The organism is Paenibacillus sp. FSL H8-0332, from assembly GCF_037963835.1.
Taxonomy (GTDB): domain Bacteria; phylum Bacillota; class Bacilli; order Paenibacillales; family Paenibacillaceae; genus Paenibacillus_AQ; species Paenibacillus_AQ rhizoplanae.
Map to the genome: position 1 here is coordinate 5,995,943 of NZ_CP150145.1, position 18,626 is coordinate 6,014,568.

An 18,626-nucleotide genomic window follows, 5' to 3' on the forward strand; every position below is an offset into this window, starting at 1 on the left:
TTTTTGGATAAGCCCTCGACCGATTAGTATTGGTCAGCTCCATGCATTGCTGCACTTCCACCTCCAACCTATCTACCTCGTCGTCTTCAAGGGGTCTTACATACTGGGAAATCTCATCTTGAGGGGGGCTTCACGCTTAGATGCTTTCAGCGCTTATCCCGTCCGTACGTAGCTACTCAGCCATGCTCCTGGCGGAACAACTGATGCACCAGCGGTACGTCCATCCCGGTCCTCTCGTACTAAGGACAGCTCCTCTCAAATTTCCTGCGCCCACGACAGATAGGGACCGAACTGTCTCACGACGTTCTGAACCCAGCTCGCGTACCGCTTTAATGGGCGAACAGCCCAACCCTTGGGACCTACTTCAGCCCCAGGATGCGATGAGCCGACATCGAGGTGCCAAACCTCCCCGTCGATGTGGACTCTTGGGGGAGATAAGCCTGTTATCCCCAGGGTAGCTTTTATCCGTTGAGCGATGGCCCTTCCATGCGGTACCACCGGATCACTAAGTCCGACTTTCGTCCCTGCTCGACTTGTAGGTCTCGCAGTCAAGCTCCCTTATGCCTTTGCACTCTGCGAATGATTTCCAACCATTCTGAGGGAACCTTTGAACGCCTCCGTTACTCTTTAGGAGGCGACCGCCCCAGTCAAACTGCCCGCCTGACACGGTCCCCGTACCCGGTAAGGGCACTAGGTTAGAACCTAGATACGATCAGGGTGGTATCCCAACGGCGCCTCCGCAGAAGCTTGCGCTCCTGCCTCAACGGCTCCCACCTATCCTGTACAGATCGTACCCAAATTCAATATCAAGCTGCAGTAAAGCTCCATGGGGTCTTTCCGTCTTGTCGCGGGTAACCTGCATCTTCACAGGTATTAAAATTTCACCGGATCTCTCGTTGAGACAGCGCCCAAGTCGTTACGCCATTCGTGCGGGTCAGAATTTACCTGACAAGGAATTTCGCTACCTTAGGACCGTTATAGTTACGGCCGCCGTTTACTGGGGCTTCGGTTCACAGCTTCGGGTTGCCCCTAACCACTCCCCTTAACCTTCCAGCACCGGGCAGGCGTCAGCCCGTATACTTCGCCTTACGGCTTCGCACAGACCTGTGTTTTTGCTAAACAGTCGCTTGGGCCTTTTCACTGCGGCCCCCTCGGGCTATTCACCCTACCGAGGCACCTCTTCTCCCGAAGTTACGAGGTCATTTTGCCGAGTTCCTTAACGAGAGTTCTTCCGCGCGCCTTAGAATTCTCTTCTCGCCTACCTGTGTCGGTTTGCGGTACGGGCACCTTCTCCTGGCTAGAGGCTTTTCTTGGCAGTGTGAGATCATGACCTTCGCTACTGTAATTTTCGCTCCCCATCACAGCCTGGCCTTAGTAGTGTGCGGATTTGCCTACACACCAGCCTCACTGCTTAGACGGACATATCCATCAGTCCGCGTCACTACCCTCCTGCGTCACCCCATCGCTCATAGCGGATTACGGTGGTACAGTAATTTCAAACTGTTGTCCTTCGACTACGCCTTTCGGCCTCGCCTTAGGTCCCGACTTACCCTGAGCGGACGAGCCTTCCTCAGGAAACCTTGGGCTTTCGGCGGATCAGATTCTCACTGATCTTTTCGTTACTCATACCGGCATTCTCACTTGTATGCTGTCCAGCGCTCCTTACGGTACACCTTCAACCTACATACAACGCTCCCCTACCCCAGATGCAAAGCATCTAGCCATAGCTTCGGTGGTGTGTTTAGCCCCGTTACATTTTCGGCGCAGAGTCACTCGACCAGTGAGCTATTACGCACTCTTTCAATGGTGGCTGCTTCTAAGCCAACATCCTGGTTGTCTGTGCAACTCCACATCCTTTCCCACTTAACACACACTTGGGGACCTTAGCTGATGGTCTGGGCTGTTTCCCTTTTGACAATGGATCTTAGCACTCACTGTCTGACTCCCGGCAAGAAGTACATGGCATTCGGAGTTTGACTGAGCTTGGTAACCCTTGCGGGCCCCGCACCCAATCAGTGCTCTACCTCCACGACTCCATTCACCGAGGCTAGCCCTAAAGCTATTTCGGGGAGAACCAGCTATCTCCGAGTTCGATTGGAATTTCTCCGCTACCCCCACCTCATCCCCGCATTTTTCAACATGCGTGGGTTCGGGCCTCCAGTGCGTGTTACCGCACCTTCACCCTGGACAGGGGTAGATCACACGGTTTCGGGTCTACGTCCACATACTCATTCGCCCTATTCAGACTCGCTTTCGCTGCGGCTCCGGCTTCTCACCTTAACCTTGCATGTTAAACGTAACTCGCCGGTTCATTCTACAAAAGGCACGCCATCACCCAGTTATAGGGCTCTGACTTTTTGTAAGCACACGGTTTCAGGTTCTATTTCACTCCCCTTCCGGGGTGCTTTTCACCTTTCCCTCACGGTACTGTTTCACTATCGGTCGCCAGGTAGTATTTAGCCTTAGCAGATGGTCCTGCTGGATTCATACGGGGTTTCACGTGCCCCGCACTACTCGGGATCCGTCTCGGAGAGAACACAGTTTAGGCTACAGGGCTTTTACCTCTATCGCGGGCCTTTCCAGACCTCTTCGCCTACCATCTTCCTTTGTAACTCCATGTGAGACGTCCCACAACCCCAAGAGGCAAGCCCCTTGGTTTAGGCTGTTCCGCGTTCGCTCGCCGCTACTGACGGAATCACTATTGTTTTCTCTTCCTCAGGGTACTTAGATGTTTCAGTTCCCCTGGTCTGCCTCTGCGTATCCTATGTATTCAGATACGAGTAACTGCGAATTACCACAGCTGGGTTTCCCCATTCGGACACCCCCGGATCAAAGCTTGCTTACAGCTCCCCGAGGCAGTTTCGTTGTTCGCCACGTCCTTCGTCGGCTCCTGGCGCCTAGGCATCCTCCGTGTGCTCTTAGTAGCTTAACCAATGCTCCGGCGTTTCGCTTGTTTGCACAATCGAAAACCTTCGCTTAGCATCACTAAAATATTGAAACTTGTTTACACAAGTTCAGCTTAAAGGAATGTTCTAAAACGCAAATTCATTTCGGTATCCAGTTTTCAAGGATCAAGTTTAAAGATGAGAGCTTAAACTCTCAAAACTGACCAACGAGTGAGTATTCGAACCCAAGGGTTCTATTGTGGAAGCTAAGCTTCCGATTTGAATGTTTCCGTTGCAGGAAACGATTCTCCATAGAAAGGAGGTGATCCAGCCGCACCTTCCGATACGGCTACCTTGTTACGACTTCACCCCAATCATCTACCCCACCTTCGGCGGCTGGCTCCCTTGCGGGTTACCCCACCGACTTCGGGTGTTGTAAACTCTCGTGGTGTGACGGGCGGTGTGTACAAGACCCGGGAACGTATTCACCGCGGCATGCTGATCCGCGATTACTAGCAATTCCGACTTCATGCAGGCGAGTTGCAGCCTGCAATCCGAACTGAGACCGGCTTTGCTGGGATTGGCTCCACCTCGCGGCTTCGCTTCCCGTTGTACCGGCCATTGTAGTACGTGTGTAGCCCAGGTCATAAGGGGCATGATGATTTGACGTCATCCCCACCTTCCTCCGGTTTGTCACCGGCAGTCACTCTAGAGTGCCCAGCTCAACCTGCTGGCAACTAAAGTCAAGGGTTGCGCTCGTTGCGGGACTTAACCCAACATCTCACGACACGAGCTGACGACAACCATGCACCACCTGTCTCAACTTTCCCCGAAGGGCACCTGATGCATCTCTGCTTCGTTAGTTGGATGTCAAGACCTGGTAAGGTTCTTCGCGTTGCTTCGAATTAAACCACATACTCCACTGCTTGTGCGGGTCCCCGTCAATTCCTTTGAGTTTCAGTCTTGCGACCGTACTCCCCAGGCGGAGTGCTTACTGTGTTAACTTCGGCACCAAGGGTATCGAAACCCCTAACACCTAGCACTCATCGTTTACGGCGTGGACTACCAGGGTATCTAATCCTGTTTGCTCCCCACGCTTTCGCGCCTCAGCGTCAGTTACAGCCCAGAAAGTCGCCTTCGCCACTGGTGTTCCTCCACATATCTACGCATTTCACCGCTACACGTGGAATTCCACTTTCCTCTTCTGTACTCAAGTCACCCAGTTTCCAGTGCGACCTCAGGTTGAGCCCAAGGTTTAAACACCAGACTTAAATGACCGCCTGCGCGCGCTTTACGCCCAATAATTCCGGACAACGCTTGCCCCCTACGTATTACCGCGGCTGCTGGCACGTAGTTAGCCGGGGCTTTCTTCTCAGGTACCGTCACTCCGATAGCAGTTACTCTACCGGACGTTCTTCCCTGGCAACAGAGCTTTACGATCCGAAAACCTTCATCACTCACGCGGCATTGCTCCGTCAGGCTTGCGCCCATTGCGGAAGATTCCCTACTGCTGCCTCCCGTAGGAGTCTGGGCCGTGTCTCAGTCCCAGTGTGGCCGTTCACCCTCTCAGGTCGGCTACGCATCGTCGCCTTGGTGAGCCGTTACCCCACCAACTAGCTAATGCGCCGCAGGCCCATCCCCAAGTAGCAGATTGCTCCGCCTTTCATTCTCTCTTCAGGAGAGGAAAGAAATTATCCGGTATTAGCTACCGTTTCCGGTAGTTATCCCAGTCTTGAGGGCAGGTTGCCTACGTGTTACTCACCCGTCCGCCGCTAAGTTAATCAGGAGCAAGCTCCATCATAACTCCGCTCGACTTGCATGTATTAGGCATGCCGCCAGCGTTCGTCCTGAGCCAGGATCAAACTCTCCAAATTGGTATTTAGAAAGAGCGATTGCTCATTTTGAAACATCTGACGAGAATTTTCATTCTCATTTTCGGATCTCGCCGAAGCGATTTCCGATACTCACTCGTTGTTCAGTTTTCAAAGATCAAGCTCGTTGTCAGCGCCGCTCACCGCGTCACCAGCAACTTTTATAATATAACATGGATCAAACAACTATGCAACTATTATTTCAAAAGTTTCTGCTGAAGCAATACCGTCAGCTCTTCCGCAGTATCCCAAACCAGAGGACGTATCTCCTGAAGATGTATCCTTAACTTATCGGCCTCATCGCTTCTTACCGTCCAGATTACCGGAATGTTCAGCCCAAGCGCATAGCCCGCTGCCAGATACACCTCAGCTGACTGGCCTGTGAGGTCCGCAACAACCAGCTTGCTGTCCGCCACAGACTCCAAAGAATTCGCAGCTTCGTTCTTGCTGGCAAGCAAACGGGGTGAATAGCCAAACTGCTCGATTTTGGCCCAAAGCTTGTCCTGCCACTCCGCCTGCAGCTTCTCATTATCCGGCAGAAGAACGGTGCATTTCTGTAAGGTCCGGCCTCCTGCTGTTGCCACTGCTTCCTCCCACCCCAAGGGGGTCAATGTAAAATTCATACCTTCCCTAATTAACAGATCCTCATTTTGCAGCCTGTCGATAATATAGACCAGTTCCTGCAGATTGGGCGAGTACGTCAGATTGTAGCTGCGGGACAGAGGGTGAATGACTACTGGCTCTCCGGGGACATCACAATGCCTATGCAGATAATGCAGCAGCCGGTCTCCTTTATCCTCAGCCGTTACCGGAATACCCGGGGCATCCACAATATCCTCCAGATCGCTGAACGCAAGGATCACCTTCTCGCCACAATCCGTCTTTTCGCGGATATAACCTGAGATCAGATGCAGCATGTCCCGCTTCTGCTGGAACGAGAGCGCAAGAATCGATTCATAGCTGTCTCTAAGCAGGCTGTAGCTTCCGCCAGGAGAGCAAGAGCAGTCGATATACTGATCGTACTCACCGTCTGCTGTAATTGGAACAATCTGATCGCAGAATGCACAATGTTTCTTTTGCATAACCATCACCTCTTCAGAATAGCAGTCCCCCTACCTTACCAAGAATGTATTGAAAAGTGGACCGGAAATTCCTTCCTCCCCGACAGCTTGGCATGCCTGATTTCGGAAGTATGCCAAGGAGATTGCCGAAGCGGAGCATTCGGAGTTCACCACATTTTAATTAAACTGCCAGCAGCTCAAGCTTAGATTACCATACTGATAACTCCGGTGTAGCAGCTGTGCATTACGCCCCTGGTCTCCCGCTCCCATCGCGATGAACAGCGGAATAAAGTGCTCACTCGTTGGGACCGCCATCTCTGCATAGGGAGCAAGATCCTCATATTGGAACAGCGCTTCTGTATCCCATGCTTCCACCTTCTCCTGAATCCAGTGATCGAACTGCTCGGCCCACCCGTTGATCTCATCCGAATTCCAGTTCAACCTCCGCAGATTATGAACGGTTCCCCCGCTGGCGATGATAAGCACATCCTGTTCACGCAGCGCCGCCAGCGACTTGCCGATCTCATACTGCTGCGCATTAGGCAGATCACGATTCACGGACATCGCTACAACCGGAATATCCGTCTCCGGATAGAGCAGCTTCAGCACAGCCCATGCTCCGTGGTCGAGTCCTCTTTGTTCATTCCTGACATTCTTCACACCGCCCGCGGTCAAAAGCTTCTGAATCTGCTCCACGAGAGCCGGATCGCCATGTGCGGGATACGTCATCTGGTATAGCTCGTCCTGGAATCCGCCAAAGTCATAAATGGTATCGTACGTTGCCGCTGCGCCCACTGACTGCACAGTTTCCTCCCAATGAGCAGAGAAGAGAATGATGGCTTTCGGTTTGGGCATATGGTCTTTGAACTCTTTTAACAGCTTGGTGTAGGCATTATCTTCAAGAACAATAGATGGAGCTCCGTGTGCAAAAAAATAGGAAGGCATCATCGATAATCACTCCTTATTAATGGTTAATCCGGCGTCATGCTTGAGCCATTGCAAGAAATCACGCTGGTTCTCTTCAGTTACGCCATGGTCGGACGGATAGAGTCTGAAGGTCAGCCGTTCGGTTTGCCCCTCAAGATAAGCGGCAGTCTCATGGCCAATGCGGACCGGGAACACCGAATCGTATTCACCATGCGAAGCGAAGACAGACACGTTCTTAAGACTACGGAGCTTGTACTCCATTTTCACAAAATCAGGAATATACCCATTCAGCGCGACAATCCCTTTGAGCTGCTCCCCCATCGTAAGTGCAAGCGTCATGGACAGAATGGCCCCTTGGCTGAAGCCCAGCAAATAACGTCTGTCCGGATCGACCGGATACTGCTGCGTTGCATAGTGAATGAAGGCCTCAAGATCGCTGACAGCTTGGTCAAACATCTCGCGGATGGGGTTGCCCAGGCTTTTCAAATCATAATATTGATACCCCGTACCCAGCGGCAAATTCCCGCGAACCCCGATAACAATGAACTCCTCAGCCAGCGGCGCCACCAGACCGGACATATTGCGCTCGTTAGATCCTTTGCCGTGAAAAGTAAAGATCACCGGGTATTTCCTGCCCTGCTCCAGCTTATCCGGTAAGTGAACATCATATGAATACTTAGGATTCATTTTATTTTCCTCCATACTGAAGATCATCACTTAAATATTAGTTATAAAAATATATTTTCTGTATGAGTAATTTATCGCAAGGCACATTGACTTGTCAACAATAAAATTGTTAATATAAAAATAAGTTTAGTATTACAAATATTATGAAGGTGTGATCCCATGGATATCGGCGCTACAATACGGGCAATCCGCAAGCGGAAAAATATCACCATCGCGCAAATATGCGACACTACCGGCCTCTCCCAAGGCTTCATGAGCCAGGTCGAAACCAATAAGACATCACCTTCCATCGCTACACTGGAGAATATCGCCCAGGCTCTGAAGGTTCCTCTTGCTTATTTGCTGCTAAAAAAAGAACAACGCATGCAGATAGTCCGCAAGGATGAACGGAGAATAACCACCAGCGGCGCAGCTGAACTAAGGGTCGAACACCTCAGCTCCACCCAGAACGTCAGGATGTCGATCGTCGAGTTCCCTCCCGGTGCCATGATTGGGGATGCCCCCCATGCGCATGAAGGACAGGAGGTCCATGTCGTCATTAAAGGGACCATTTACGCGCAGCAAGGGGAAGACGGAGCCGAATTTACCGAGGGTGATTCCTTTAGCTGGAATGCCTGCACCCCCCATTCCGTCAAAAATACGGGTCAGGACACCGCGATTGTGCTAATCTCCATCTACACAGAAAGCGAAAATGGACAGGATGTCCTCTGAACATTCAAAAGCCCGTACTCTGGCCTGATAGGCAGAGTGCGGGCTTTTATTCACATATTCACTATCTCCCCCGCTGCCGCATCCCCTCAAATAGCAGGATCGTTGCCGCCATTGCGGCGTTCAGCGATTCGGCGCGGCCGGCCATCGGGATGAGGATGCTTTTGTCGACTAGACGGGCTGTCTCGGGCGAGATGCCTTGGCCTTCGCTGCCGATCAGCAGCCACTGGCTGCCGTGAAAATCATGGGTGTAGCAGGAATCCTCCGCCGTCAGCGAGGTGCTGACCAGCAGCGCTCCGCCCTCCCGTGCCTGCGGGAGAATGGTACTTAGCTCTCCCTCCACTACCGGGAGATGGAACATCGAGCCCATCGTGGACCGGATGGTCTTCGGGTTGAAGAGATCAGCGCAGCCCTGACCGAGGATCACACCGTCCGCACCCGCTGCATCCGCGCTGCGGATGATGGTGCCTACATTGCCGGGGTCCTGGACCCCGTCCAGGACCACAACCAGGCTGTCCGGCTTCGCCAGAATCGCCTCTATCCCCTTCTGTTCCTTCCGCACAATGGCGAACACCGGTTGCGGTGTACCTGTGCTGCTGCACTTGGCTACCACCGCTGCTGACACGCCGATGACCTCCATGCCCTGTACGGCCTGAAGCAGCGGCTTCAGCTCAGACGGCATGCCTTTATCGAGGTCAAAGGCCAGGCATTCCACATCCGCTTCAGCTTGCAGCGCCTCCTGCACCAGATGAATGCCTTCCACGATATATTTACCGGACCGGTCACGGTGCTTCTTCTCCTGCAGTCCGGCCCATTCCTTCACCCGCGTGTTCTGCGGAGACATAATTTCCATAGGGTCCTACCTTTCTGTTGCTTACAGATTCCTATTGATAAGCCATTTCCAGCTTCGTCAGGTTATCCTTCCGTCCGACAATGACAAGGACATCACCATCGGTCAGGCGGTCCTCCGCTCTGGGGGAGATATTCATTTCCTCGCCCCGGCGGATAGCCATGACATTGCAGCCAAATTTGGCGCGGATGTCAAGCTCCTGCAGGTTTTTGCCCAGCATGGGTCCCGAGACCTTCATGTCGAGAATGCTGTACTCCGGTGACAGCTCGATATAATCGAGGATGTTCGGAGAAGCGAGATGATGCGCCACCCGCATCCCCATGTCCCGCTCCGGATAGATCACCTTATCTGCTCCGATTTTGCCCAGCACCTTGCCGTGCAGCTCACTTTTGGCTTTGGCGATAATGGCAGGTACGCCCAGATCCTTCAAGATCAGCGTTGTCAGAATGCTGGCCTGAATATCCTCACCGATGGCGACTACCACCACATCGAAGTTACGGATACCAAGCGCGCGCAGCGCCTCTTCATCCGTGGAGTCCGCAGATACGGCATGCGTCACAATATTGGAGATTTCCTGGGTACGCTGCTCATCCGCATCAATGGCCAGCACCTCATAACCCATCCCGCTGAGCGCTTTGGCTACACTTGAGCCGAAACGCCCCATGCCGATGATGGCATACTGTTTTTTTGCCATTAAGCCTTGTCCCTCCCGCACGTAATAATACATCTCACACAGTATAGCATAAGCCGTTATAAACTTGAATGTTCAGCGCTCCCGCAGGGCACCTTATAAGAAGGCTGCTTACCTGACTAAGCCCCTGCTTTCGAAGTCAGTTTTGCGATGCTGATTCAGGAAGCAGATGCTCACAAAACTTTAAGGAGGCCGATTATGCCAGTCACCCTTGATTTGCGCCAGGCCATCATTCACAAGGTGCACGGCCAGTCCGAGGAAGGTCTGCGGGAGGTCATTGAGAATTCCGTAGACGGGCCGGAAGCCGCGCTTCCCGGACTGGGTGTCGTCTTTGAGATGATCTGGAAGGACCTCGACCCTGCCAAGCAGGACCGGGTTCTCTCTATGCTGCACAGACATCTGGACAAGCTTACACCAGGGTCCATCACCTCCTAGAGGAGGCCCATCCCGCCAAAAACCTCCGCACCCCACCGTGCTGCTGCACAGGTGGAGGCGGAGGTTTTTTATAGCCTAATCATACATATGCTTAACTGCTCAGCTTACTTCTATTACACCCTTCAAGGCGCAGTCTCCAGGAACTTAGCGGTCGGATTCTTCTCAATCGCGGTCCGCATGGCGTATTCATTCTCGAACAGCACTACGTAATTGCCCTTCTTGTCCGTAACCAGAGTGGAGTTGATCCGGAACTTGCTGGCATCCGGCTTGTTCTCATCCACGATCCAGCGTGCGAACTGGTAGCTCATACGCTGCAGCTGTACATCCACGCCATACTCACCCTTCATGCGGTACTCGAACACCTCGAACTGCAGCTGTCCCACTACACCCAGCAGAATATCGTCGAAATTGACGGTACGGAACACCTGGATCATACCCTCTTCGGTCAGCTGGTCAATTCCCTTCTGGAACTGCTTCGACTTCAGTGCATTCTTAATGGTGACTTTGGAGAAAATCTCCGGCGAGAAGGTCGGCAGCTCATCGAACTCCATATCTCCAGCCTGACTGAGCGTGTCGCCAATCCGGAAGATACCCGGATCGAACAGACCGATAATATCCCCCGGATACGCCTCTTCAACAATATCCCGGTCCTGGGCAAGGAACTGCTGCGGCTGGGACAGCTTGATGTCTTTGCCGGCACGTACATGCTTCACACTCATCCCGCGCTCGAACTTACCGGACACGATACGCAGGAAGGCGATACGGTCACGGTGTGCAGGATTCATGTTCGCCTGGATTTTGAATACATAGCCGGTGAATTTCTCATTCGTCGGTTCTATAGAGCCAGCTGTACTGCGGCGTGGTTCAGGTTTAGGGGCAAGATCCAGGAAATTATCCAGGAATGTCTGTACACCGAAGTTGTTGATGGCACTGCCGAAGAATACAGGAGTAATCTCCCCGCGCAGCACCTTCTCATAGTCAAAAGGATCGCCCGCTACATCCAGCAGCTCCAAATCGGCGCATAATTGATCATGCAGGTACTCCCCCGCCATCTCACGGATAATCGGGTCGCGGTAGCTCTCCACCTTCTGCACCTTAATCACGGAGTGGTCATCGCCCTGGAACAGCTCGACCTGATTCTTCATCCGGTCATAGACGCCGCACAGCTCACGGCCCATCCCAATCGGCCAGTTCATCGGCACCGAGCGGATGCCCAGCACATTCTCCAGCTCCTCCATCAGATCAAACGGGCTGCGGCCTTCCCGGTCCAGCTTATTAATGAAGGTGAAGATTGGAATGCCGCGCTTCGCGCAGACCTGGAACAGCTTGATTGTCTGTGTTTCTACACCCTTGGCTACGTCGATCAGCATGACCGCACTGTCAGCCGCAGTAAGCGTACGGTAGGTGTCCTCACTGAAATCCTGGTGACCCGGAGTATCCAGAATGTTCACCCGGTGGTCCAGGTAATCAAACTGCATCACAGAGGAGGTTACCGAGATTCCGCGCTGCTTCTCAATTTCCATCCAGTCACTGGTGGCGTGCTTGCTTGCCTTACGGGCTTTGACTGTGCCTGCCAGACGGATGGCGCCTCCGAAGAGCAGCAGTTTCTCTGTTAGCGTGGTTTTACCCGCATCCGGGTGGGAAATAATCGCAAAGGTTCTGCGTTTGTCTACTTCACTCTGAAGCTTATGGTCCGTTGCTTTATTCATTGCACATATCCCTTCATCTATAAATTCATGCTTGCTTCTGCCTCTATTGCCGGATCAATCAAATCGGACTGCTATTCATGGATTCAGATCCTTTCCTTAGAAATTCAACGTCTATTTCTTGAACGTAACGTTTACCATGTATAGGATCATCTATAGCGCTAGGCTTAGAAATCTTTATGTTGAAAGCATCCTTCTCAGTATAGCAAAATCCGGCAGAGATTATCTACAAAAAAGCGGCTGTTGTCAAATATCTTGTAATATTGTGTACAAAAGATCCCCCTGCAGCAATATGCAAGGGGATCTTCATCGGTACTCTATTCAGGATCTAGCGGTTAACCTGCCAGACCACATTGTCTTCATCCTGGCCGTTGACCGGCCACCAGTGGAAGCCTTCTCCGGCAAGCAGCTGGTCGGCTTCAACCGGACCCCAGGAGCCCGCAGGATAGGAAGCCAAGTCGTTGCTCTCTTCCTTCCAAGCCTTGGCAATCCGGTCCACGAAGGACCAGGCCGAGGATACTTCATCCCAGCGGGTGAAGTAGGTGGAATCGCCGCGTGCAGCATCATGCAGCAGACGCTCATAAGCCTCCGGCGAGTTGATGCCGATCATGCAGCTCTGGCAGAAATCCATAGCCAGCGGCTGAATCTCGGATTCCGAGCCCGGCTTCTTCGCATTGATCTTCACGTAGATGCCTTCCATCGGATTGACGCGGATGACGAGCAGGTTCGGCTCGAGCTTGTGCTTCTGGCCCAAGTAGACATTGGTCGGCATTCCTTTGAATTCTACAACCACTTCCGTGGTCTTCACAGGCAGGCGTTTGCCGGTACGGATATAGAAGGGAACTCCGGCCCAGCGGAAGTTATCCACGAATACACGGGCTGCGAAGTACGTCTCTGTATTCGATTCCGGGTCCACTTTGTCTTCCTGGCGATAAGCCGGAAGCGTCTTGCCCTTGTAGAGACCTTGAGTGTATTGGCCCCGGACTACGTTCTCGCGGACTTCATCAGCGGTAGCGTAAGGACGCAGCGAACGTAGAACCTTCACCTTCTCATCACGGATATCTTCAGCCAGCAGACGGCTAGGCGGTTCCATAGCGATCATCGTCAGCAGCTGCAAAATATGGTTCTGGCCCATATCGCGCAGCGCCCCCGCATGGTCGTAATACCCGCCGCGCTCTTCCACACCCACTGTCTCGCCGAGTGTAATCTGAATGTTGGCGATGTGCTTGTTGTTCCACAGCGGCTCGAAGAAGGCATTGGCGAACCGGATCACTTCAATATTCTGAACCATTTCCTTGCCCAGGTAGTGGTCAATCCGGTAAATCTCCTCTTCCTTGAAGACCTGGCGGATCTGTTCGTTCAGTTCCTCAGCGGATTCGAGATTATAGCCGAACGGCTTCTCGATGACCAGACGGTTCCAGCCTTTGGCCTGCAGCATCCCGCCTGCCTTAAGGTTGAAGGATACGCTGCCGAACAGCTCAGGTGCAAGCGCCAGATAGAACATGCGGTTGCCCGGAATATTGAACTTCTCTTCCAGCAGCTCCGTCTGCTCATTCAGCTCACGGAAGCCGTCAATATTATTGATGTCGAGTGACTTGTATTCAAAATGCTCTACGAACTCGTTCCATTCCGCAGCATCTCCTGCCTGATAACGGCAGAACTCGCGGATGGATTCCTTCACATCTTCCCGGAATTCATTCTGGGTGCGGGGACGCCGAGCCACGCCAATGACCGCAAAATCTTGGGTCAGCTTGCCTTCACGGTACAAACTGTAAATCGCCGGGAAAAGCTTACGCCGGGCCAGATCTCCGGTTGCCCCGAAGATAAAGAATACAGCACCGGGTGTATGCAGTGCATCAAGGGTTTGATTTTCAGCCATGGCTCCTCATCTCTCTGTATGTAATATAGTTGACATTCATTCTCAACGCCTAGTATAAGACAACATACGACTATAGGCGTGATGTCATTTTATCATAATTGCACGGAGGATGCCATCACATTCCTGACAGTTTTTCTCGGGATTTCGCACTTTTCCATTACTCTTTCTTATGCCTTCACCGGATTACGCTTATATTACGTCACTTAACCTCAGTATTCGATTGTAATTAATGGCATTCCAAGAGTTATCCGGTTCTCGTCCGCGTTGACGTTCTTGTGAACTGCCAGCTGGAGGGCCAGGCTGTGGCTACCGCTGCTGACTGTGCGCTGAAGACCCGGCACACTGTAAGAATGACTGGATGTAGAGACATCGGCGTAGCTCTCCTCTGCCTGAAGACCGGGGAACTGCGCATCCAGTAGCCGCTCCGTAGCAAGGAGTGCTGCCTGCGTTCCGCCCTGCTCCTTCGCAGGTGCCTGCAGCGAAGCATTCCACTCCGCAGCAATGCCCGATTGCAGCATTGCCCGTCCGGCGTCAGCCGCTGCGTCCGGCAGCTCCGGCGAGCTCAGAAGATCCGCCGTCTCCAGAGTAACAATACAGTAGCTGCGTCCGCCGCCAAGCTCACTCCAGAATAGGGAGATCTGTGTACCTCCACTGAGCTGCGCACCAGAACGCCAGGCCCGGTGCCCTTCATCATCTGCGCTGCTCATTTCACCCAGCCCAAGCCGCGTGGCAAGGCTCTGTACGGCAGCCTCAGCAGACGCTGCGCCGCTGTACTCCCCTTGCCATTTCAATACGAGCCGGAGCGGTGCTCCCGGAGCGGAGGCCTGGCCGCCTAGTGTGGTCAGCAGAGCAAGGGATTCCTGAAGTTCTCCGGCACCGGCAGAAGCAACAGTACTCTGTACCCCGCTTCTTCGTGCGGGTTCCGCGCTGCGGAACCCGCTCAGCAGCATCAGCGCACATATCCCCGCCAGCACCAACACCATTATCCCCTTACTCTGCCCTTTATTCCCCACTTCGCATCTCCCTCTCAACCGATCTAGTAATCTACTAGACAGGTTATCCAATTTCAGAGAAGGATATACGAATGCATGCAAAAACACTTCCAAGTTCATCCGGGCGGATTCGCTTGAAAGTGCTCCATGGCTTCCATAGACCGGGCCTACTCCGCCAGTCCATTCTTATATGCATAAATAGCCGCCTGGGTCCGGTCTTCAACCCCCAGCTTGGCAAGGACATTCGTGACATGGAATTTCACCGTCTTGATCCCAATAATTAATTGATCGGCAATGTCTTGGTTAGACTTGCCTTGAGCTAACAGCTTCAGAACTTCCATCTCGCGTTCAGTAAGCTCTTTGTAGGCCGGTGCCTCTCCTCTTGCATTGGAACGGAACCGGTTCATCATCTTGGAAGCCACCTGCGACTCCAGCACGGACTGGCCTCTTGCGGCTGCCCGGATCGCATCTGCGACTTCGCTGGCCCGTGAGGTTTTGAGCAGGTAACTGAAGGCTCCCGCTTCAATCACCGGATACATTTTCTCATCATCCAAATAACTGGTCAATACAATCACCTTACAGTCCGGGTACAGCTTCAGCAGCTGTCTAGTCGTCTCGATTCCATCCATGCCGTCCATGACCAGATCCATCAGCACCACATCCGGCGTGTACTCCTGGGCCAGACGGATGCCCTCCTCACCGCTTCCCGCTTCCCCGACGACTTCAATGCCATCCTCGGTGCCGAGCACCGCAGCAAGTCCGATCCGGACCATCTCATGATCGTCTACCAGCAGGACCTTGATTGCATCATCTTCTTCTATCTCCATTGTTACACCTGCCCCCTATTCATTGACTACCGGTACGGTAATGTCGATCCGCAAGCCTTTGCCGGGAGCGGTGATGAACTGGATCGAGCCTCCGATCTCTGTAATCCGCTCCTGCATATTCGACAGACCGTAGGAGGTCTGCTTGCTGTCATCCATCTCGAAGCCGATTCCGTCATCGCGCAGCGTCAGCCGGACCGTATCGCCCCGGCGGTGGAGGCGGATCTCCATCTTCTCCGCTTTGGCATGACGAAGCGTATTCGAGATGGCCTCCTGCACAATACGGAACAAGTGATTCTCGACGCCCTTCAAGAGCTCTACACCCTGATCCATCTCGAACAGAATATCAATCGGAACCTTGATCTTCAGTTCCTTAATCAGCTCCTGCAGACCTTCCTCCAGCCCCTTGCCTTCCAGGTACACCGGTCTCAGATGCAGCAGCAGTGCCCTCATCTCCGACTGGGCTACTGCAGACATCTCCTCGATCAGCGTGATTTGCCGCTGTGCCTTGTCGAAGTCCTTCTCCAGCGTCCGGCCTACGGCCGTTGCCGTCATCGAGATGGCGAACAGCTGCTGCGATACCGCATCATGCAGCTCCCGTGCCAGCCGCTGCCGCTCCTCAATGATTGCCGTGACCCGAGCCTGCTCGGCAAGCTTCGCATTATTGGTGGAGAGGCGCTGCAGCGTATTGACCTGATTCTCCCACTTGCCGCTGATCCGCCCGAGCTGTTCCCCGAGCCGCCCCAGTTCATCGTTGCCGAGGTCCGGCATAGCCGGGGTGAGATTGCCTTTCTCCCAGGCGACCAAGGTGGCCCGCAGTAATTCCAGCTTACGCTTGCTGCGGAAGCCCTGATAGAAGCCGTATCCGATTCCGAAAGCCATCGGCAGCAGAATTAGCGTCAATCCTGTCCTTACGCCAACCTGCCAATCCTCGAATGGCCGTAGTAAGCCATATGTATACATAATATATGTAATAACGAGCAGCATGATAAAAGAGAACAGAGCTCCCTCGCCCATACTGCGCGTTACCATGTTACTGCTTTTTTTGTCCATGCCGGGAGCCCTCCCTTCTCTTCGTCTAACATACCCTTAAGGGAAGCGTACGTCCAGATCCCCCATCAGATAAGAAATGTTAAACTTCACCTTATGCTCGCAGCTGTCATAGTTGGGAGACTTCCAGTTCAGCCGGTTCAGCATCCCCGTATCGCGGTTACTGCCAGACTCAATCGAGCCGAACAGCACGAATGCCTCAATCTCCACCCCGTAATCCTCAGACAACAGAATATCCACATCGCCAAAAATCCCCTGGTACAGCATAATCGTCTCCTGCTCTTCCGCCATGGCCAGTGAAAGGTCCACATCCACCTCACCCAGCACATGCCAGGCGCTCAGGCTGCGCATCACCCAGGGCGAGAGGTCCCAGTCAAATCTGGAAGAAAAGCTTTGCTTCTGCACAAACCCGGCCTTACGCTGCATTCTTTTCGATTTGACAAAGAACATCCCCAGTGAAAGCAGGCAGATGCCAAGCACCAGCAGCAAATGGTCCAGGAGCAGGAGTACCGCCCCGACTCCCATAAGCTTATAGCCTTGCTTGACCTTGCCAGACGTCGTCCGGTAGATTCCCAGCAGCAGCAACAGGAGTGCGACAAAGGAAAAGAAGCCGATCCATTTGCCAAATATCATCAAACAGCCTACACCAATCAATCCGATGGCAATCAAACGGTTCCGTTTATCCATATACGCACCTCCTTAGAGTTTTGCGAAGCAAAACTTACTTCGTAAGCATTAGCTGAGTTTCACAAGGCTACACCTTCAGAATACTGCATCCGCTACAAAAGCCATACCGGTATGGAGAATCCATACCGTATGGCTTTACCTTGATCAGCATATCATATCCGGCTGTTCTTTAGGAACAGGGATTATTGTTCTTTTTTATTCAAAGGAGGGGCTGCTGGGGTTGAGTTCAGCTTGTTCTTTAGTGCGGCAAGCTGCTCTTCCACTTTCAGTTCCTTCTCAGGATCTACCGGCTTAGCATATGCGGTTGCCGAAGGGCTATACGGAGCGCGCATCACATCTGCTTCCGCTTCGAGCTGCATGATCTTTTCTTCCATGCGGTGGAAGCCAAGGGAGGCACTTCCGCTTTCAATGGAATGTACGCTGCTGATCTGGGACATTTGCTTCTTGGCCTTAGCCATCTGAGCGCGGGATACCAGTTCATTGCGTTTGTTGCGCATCTTGTAGAACTCATCCTTCATATCATGCAGCTGCTGCACCAGTTCCTTGGCCTGTACTTCAGCCTGTGCGTGAAGCTCGCCATACTCGGTAAACTTCTGGTCGAAGTAGATTTTCTCTTCCAGCAGCTTACGGGTAACTTCCTCCTGCCCGTTCTTCAGCGCAAGCTCAGCCTGTGCCCCGCGTTGTCCGGCTACCTTGGCAGCTTCGTCCACACGCTGTTTCATACGGCGTTCATTAGCCATCTGCTTCGCTACCGTTACTTCAGCCTCATGAATCTCAGCCTCCATATCGCGCAGATACTGATTAAGCATCACAATCGGGTCCTCCACCTTATCCAACATATCATTTACCGATGCCTTAGTCATATCTTTAATCCGTTTGAATACTCCCATAATTTACACTTCTCCCTTCTCGTATTTAGCAAGTTTTTGTTTGAGCTCTTCCACTTCTTTTTGCAGTGCCTTCTTCTCGATATCCTTCATCATGGCATCCAGGCCAGAATCGGGAGCTGCGTGAGCGCCTGCCTTGTCATAACCGGGATTGTAGCCCGGCTGTCCGCCATAGGGACCATATCCCTGAGGTCCTTGGTGCGGAGCCTGTGGTCCGCGGCCATATTCAGGTCCGCCGGAGTAAGGTCCACCGTACGGGCCACCCGGCGCACCGGGTCCGGGACCGAAGGGATTGTACTGGTTAGGCTCCTTGGCAATCACCATTGCTGCGATAAAGTATACGAGGATTGTAGCTCCACCGCTAAATGGAATACTGATCACCAGCAGAATCCGGAACAGTGTAGAGTCAATGCCGAGAGTCTCGGACAATCCGCCTGCCAGCCCTGTCATTACCTTGTCTCTTGTTGAACGATACAATCGGGTCAT

15 protein-coding genes and 2 rRNA genes are annotated in these 18,626 nt (G+C 52.9%); 2 read left to right on the forward strand and 15 right to left on the reverse strand.

The features are described 5' to 3' along the window. Nucleotides 1-3 precede the first annotated feature (3 nt). The 5 genes from NST43_RS25910 to NST43_RS25930 all read right to left on the reverse strand — a co-directional run bounded on the left by NST43_RS25910 (nt 4) and on the right by NST43_RS25930 (nt 7,431). Nucleotides 4-2,932 (reverse strand): 23S ribosomal RNA (locus NST43_RS25910). Between the two features lie 268 nt (nt 2,933-3,200). Continuing rightward, nucleotides 3,201-4,759 (reverse strand): 16S ribosomal RNA (locus NST43_RS25915). The 16S and 23S rRNA genes sit together here, the layout of an rRNA operon. A gap of 194 nt (nt 4,760-4,953) precedes the next feature. Continuing rightward, nucleotides 4,954-5,838 carry a hypothetical protein gene (locus NST43_RS25920; RefSeq protein WP_339220207.1) on the reverse strand — a complete coding sequence of 295 codons (885 nt, stop codon included), beginning with the start codon at nt 5,836-5,838 and terminating at the stop codon, nt 4,954-4,956. Between the two features lie 156 nt (nt 5,839-5,994). Further along, nucleotides 5,995-6,765, reverse strand: coding sequence for a class III extradiol ring-cleavage dioxygenase (locus NST43_RS25925; RefSeq protein WP_339220209.1), 771 nt, complete (start codon nt 6,763-6,765; stop codon nt 5,995-5,997). A gap of 6 nt (nt 6,766-6,771) precedes the next feature. After that, the gene (locus NST43_RS25930) at nt 6,772-7,431 is read right to left on the reverse strand and encodes an alpha/beta hydrolase-fold protein (RefSeq protein WP_339220211.1); all 660 of its coding nucleotides are present in this window, start codon (nt 7,429-7,431) and stop codon (nt 6,772-6,774) included. A gap of 159 nt (nt 7,432-7,590) precedes the next feature. On the opposite strand from NST43_RS25930, the gene NST43_RS25935 reads away from it, so the two are divergent. Continuing rightward, nucleotides 7,591-8,142 carry a helix-turn-helix domain-containing protein gene (locus tag NST43_RS25935; RefSeq protein WP_339220213.1) on the forward strand — a complete coding sequence of 184 codons (552 nt, stop codon included), beginning with the start codon at nt 7,591-7,593 and terminating at the stop codon, nt 8,140-8,142. Between the two features lie 61 nt (nt 8,143-8,203). Here the strand turns inward: NST43_RS25935 and NST43_RS25940 are convergent, their stop codons facing one another. Next, nucleotides 8,204-8,992, reverse strand: a complete 789-nt coding sequence (locus NST43_RS25940; protein WP_339220215.1) for an RNA methyltransferase — start codon at nt 8,990-8,992, stop codon at nt 8,204-8,206. Nucleotides 8,993-9,023: 31 nt separating this feature from the next. After that, nucleotides 9,024-9,683 (reverse strand): TrkA family potassium uptake protein, encoded by a 660-nt coding sequence (locus NST43_RS25945; RefSeq protein WP_209994089.1) that lies wholly within the window; start codon nt 9,681-9,683, stop codon nt 9,024-9,026. Nucleotides 9,684-9,878: 195 nt separating this feature from the next. On the opposite strand from NST43_RS25945, the gene NST43_RS25950 reads away from it, so the two are divergent. Further along, a complete protein-coding gene (locus tag NST43_RS25950; protein ID WP_036700271.1) occupies nt 9,879-10,115 on the forward strand; it encodes a small acid-soluble spore protein SspI in 237 nt (78 codons plus the stop codon). Between the two features lie 122 nt (nt 10,116-10,237). Here NST43_RS25950 and NST43_RS25955 read toward each other — a convergent pair whose 3' ends face one another. From NST43_RS25955 to NST43_RS25990, 8 genes are all read right to left on the reverse strand, one after another. Continuing rightward, nucleotides 10,238-11,824, reverse strand: a complete 1,587-nt coding sequence (locus NST43_RS25955) for a peptide chain release factor 3 (RefSeq protein WP_209994090.1) — start codon at nt 11,822-11,824, stop codon at nt 10,238-10,240. 325 nt (nt 11,825-12,149) lie between these two features. Further along, nucleotides 12,150-13,700 (reverse strand): glucose-6-phosphate dehydrogenase, encoded by a 1,551-nt coding sequence (zwf, locus tag NST43_RS25960; RefSeq protein WP_209994091.1) that lies wholly within the window; start codon nt 13,698-13,700, stop codon nt 12,150-12,152. A 209-nt stretch (nt 13,701-13,909) separates the two neighbouring features. Further along, nucleotides 13,910-14,713, reverse strand: a complete 804-nt coding sequence (locus NST43_RS25965) for a hypothetical protein (RefSeq protein ID WP_339220219.1) — start codon at nt 14,711-14,713, stop codon at nt 13,910-13,912. Nucleotides 14,714-14,859: 146 nt separating this feature from the next. Then, a complete protein-coding gene (locus NST43_RS25970; RefSeq protein WP_036700278.1) occupies nt 14,860-15,519 on the reverse strand; it encodes a response regulator transcription factor in 660 nt (219 codons plus the stop codon). A gap of 15 nt (nt 15,520-15,534) precedes the next feature. After that, entirely contained in the window at nt 15,535-16,569 is a 1,035-nt protein-coding gene (locus NST43_RS25975; RefSeq protein WP_209994093.1) for a sensor histidine kinase, read from the reverse strand. Nucleotides 16,570-16,605: 36 nt separating this feature from the next. Further along, entirely contained in the window at nt 16,606-17,253 is a 648-nt protein-coding gene (gene liaF / locus NST43_RS25980; RefSeq protein ID WP_209994094.1) for a cell wall-active antibiotics response protein LiaF, read from the reverse strand. Between the two features lie 182 nt (nt 17,254-17,435). Then, a complete protein-coding gene (locus tag NST43_RS25985; protein ID WP_036700284.1) occupies nt 17,436-18,143 on the reverse strand; it encodes a PspA/IM30 family protein in 708 nt (235 codons plus the stop codon). Between the two features lie 3 nt (nt 18,144-18,146). Next, entirely contained in the window at nt 18,147-18,626 is a 480-nt protein-coding gene (locus NST43_RS25990) for a PspC domain-containing protein (protein ID WP_209994095.1), read from the reverse strand.

What these genes read in the sequence shown, in the direction of transcription:
- NST43_RS25950 (WP_036700271.1), top strand. Translation starts at nt 9,879, where the DNA reads ATGCCAGTCACCCTTGATTTGCGCCAGGCCATCATTCACAAGGTGCAC.
- NST43_RS25975 (WP_209994093.1), bottom strand. Translation starts at nt 16,569, where the DNA reads ATGGACAAAAAAAGCAGTAACATGGTAACGCGCAGTATGGGCGAGGGA.
- NST43_RS25945 (WP_209994089.1), bottom strand. Translation starts at nt 9,683, where the DNA reads ATGGCAAAAAAACAGTATGCCATCATCGGCATGGGGCGTTTCGGCTCA.
- zwf (WP_209994091.1), bottom strand. Translation starts at nt 13,700, where the DNA reads ATGGCTGAAAATCAAACCCTTGATGCACTGCATACACCCGGTGCTGTA.
- NST43_RS25955 (WP_209994090.1), bottom strand. Translation starts at nt 11,824, where the DNA reads ATGAATAAAGCAACGGACCATAAGCTTCAGAGTGAAGTAGACAAACGC.
- NST43_RS25920 (WP_339220207.1), bottom strand. Translation starts at nt 5,838, where the DNA reads ATGCAAAAGAAACATTGTGCATTCTGCGATCAGATTGTTCCAATTACA.
- NST43_RS25935 (WP_339220213.1), top strand. Translation starts at nt 7,591, where the DNA reads ATGGATATCGGCGCTACAATACGGGCAATCCGCAAGCGGAAAAATATC.
- NST43_RS25985 (WP_036700284.1), bottom strand. Translation starts at nt 18,143, where the DNA reads ATGGGAGTATTCAAACGGATTAAAGATATGACTAAGGCATCGGTAAAT.
- NST43_RS25940 (WP_339220215.1), bottom strand. Translation starts at nt 8,992, where the DNA reads ATGGAAATTATGTCTCCGCAGAACACGCGGGTGAAGGAATGGGCCGGA.
- NST43_RS25925 (WP_339220209.1), bottom strand. Translation starts at nt 6,765, where the DNA reads ATGATGCCTTCCTATTTTTTTGCACACGGAGCTCCATCTATTGTTCTT.
- liaF (WP_209994094.1), bottom strand. Translation starts at nt 17,253, where the DNA reads ATGGATAAACGGAACCGTTTGATTGCCATCGGATTGATTGGTGTAGGC.
- NST43_RS25970 (WP_036700278.1), bottom strand. Translation starts at nt 15,519, where the DNA reads ATGGAGATAGAAGAAGATGATGCAATCAAGGTCCTGCTGGTAGACGAT.
- NST43_RS25930 (WP_339220211.1), bottom strand. Translation starts at nt 7,431, where the DNA reads ATGAATCCTAAGTATTCATATGATGTTCACTTACCGGATAAGCTGGAG.
- NST43_RS25990 (WP_209994095.1), bottom strand. Translation starts at nt 18,626, where the DNA reads ATGACCCGATTGTATCGTTCAACAAGAGACAAGGTAATGACAGGGCTG.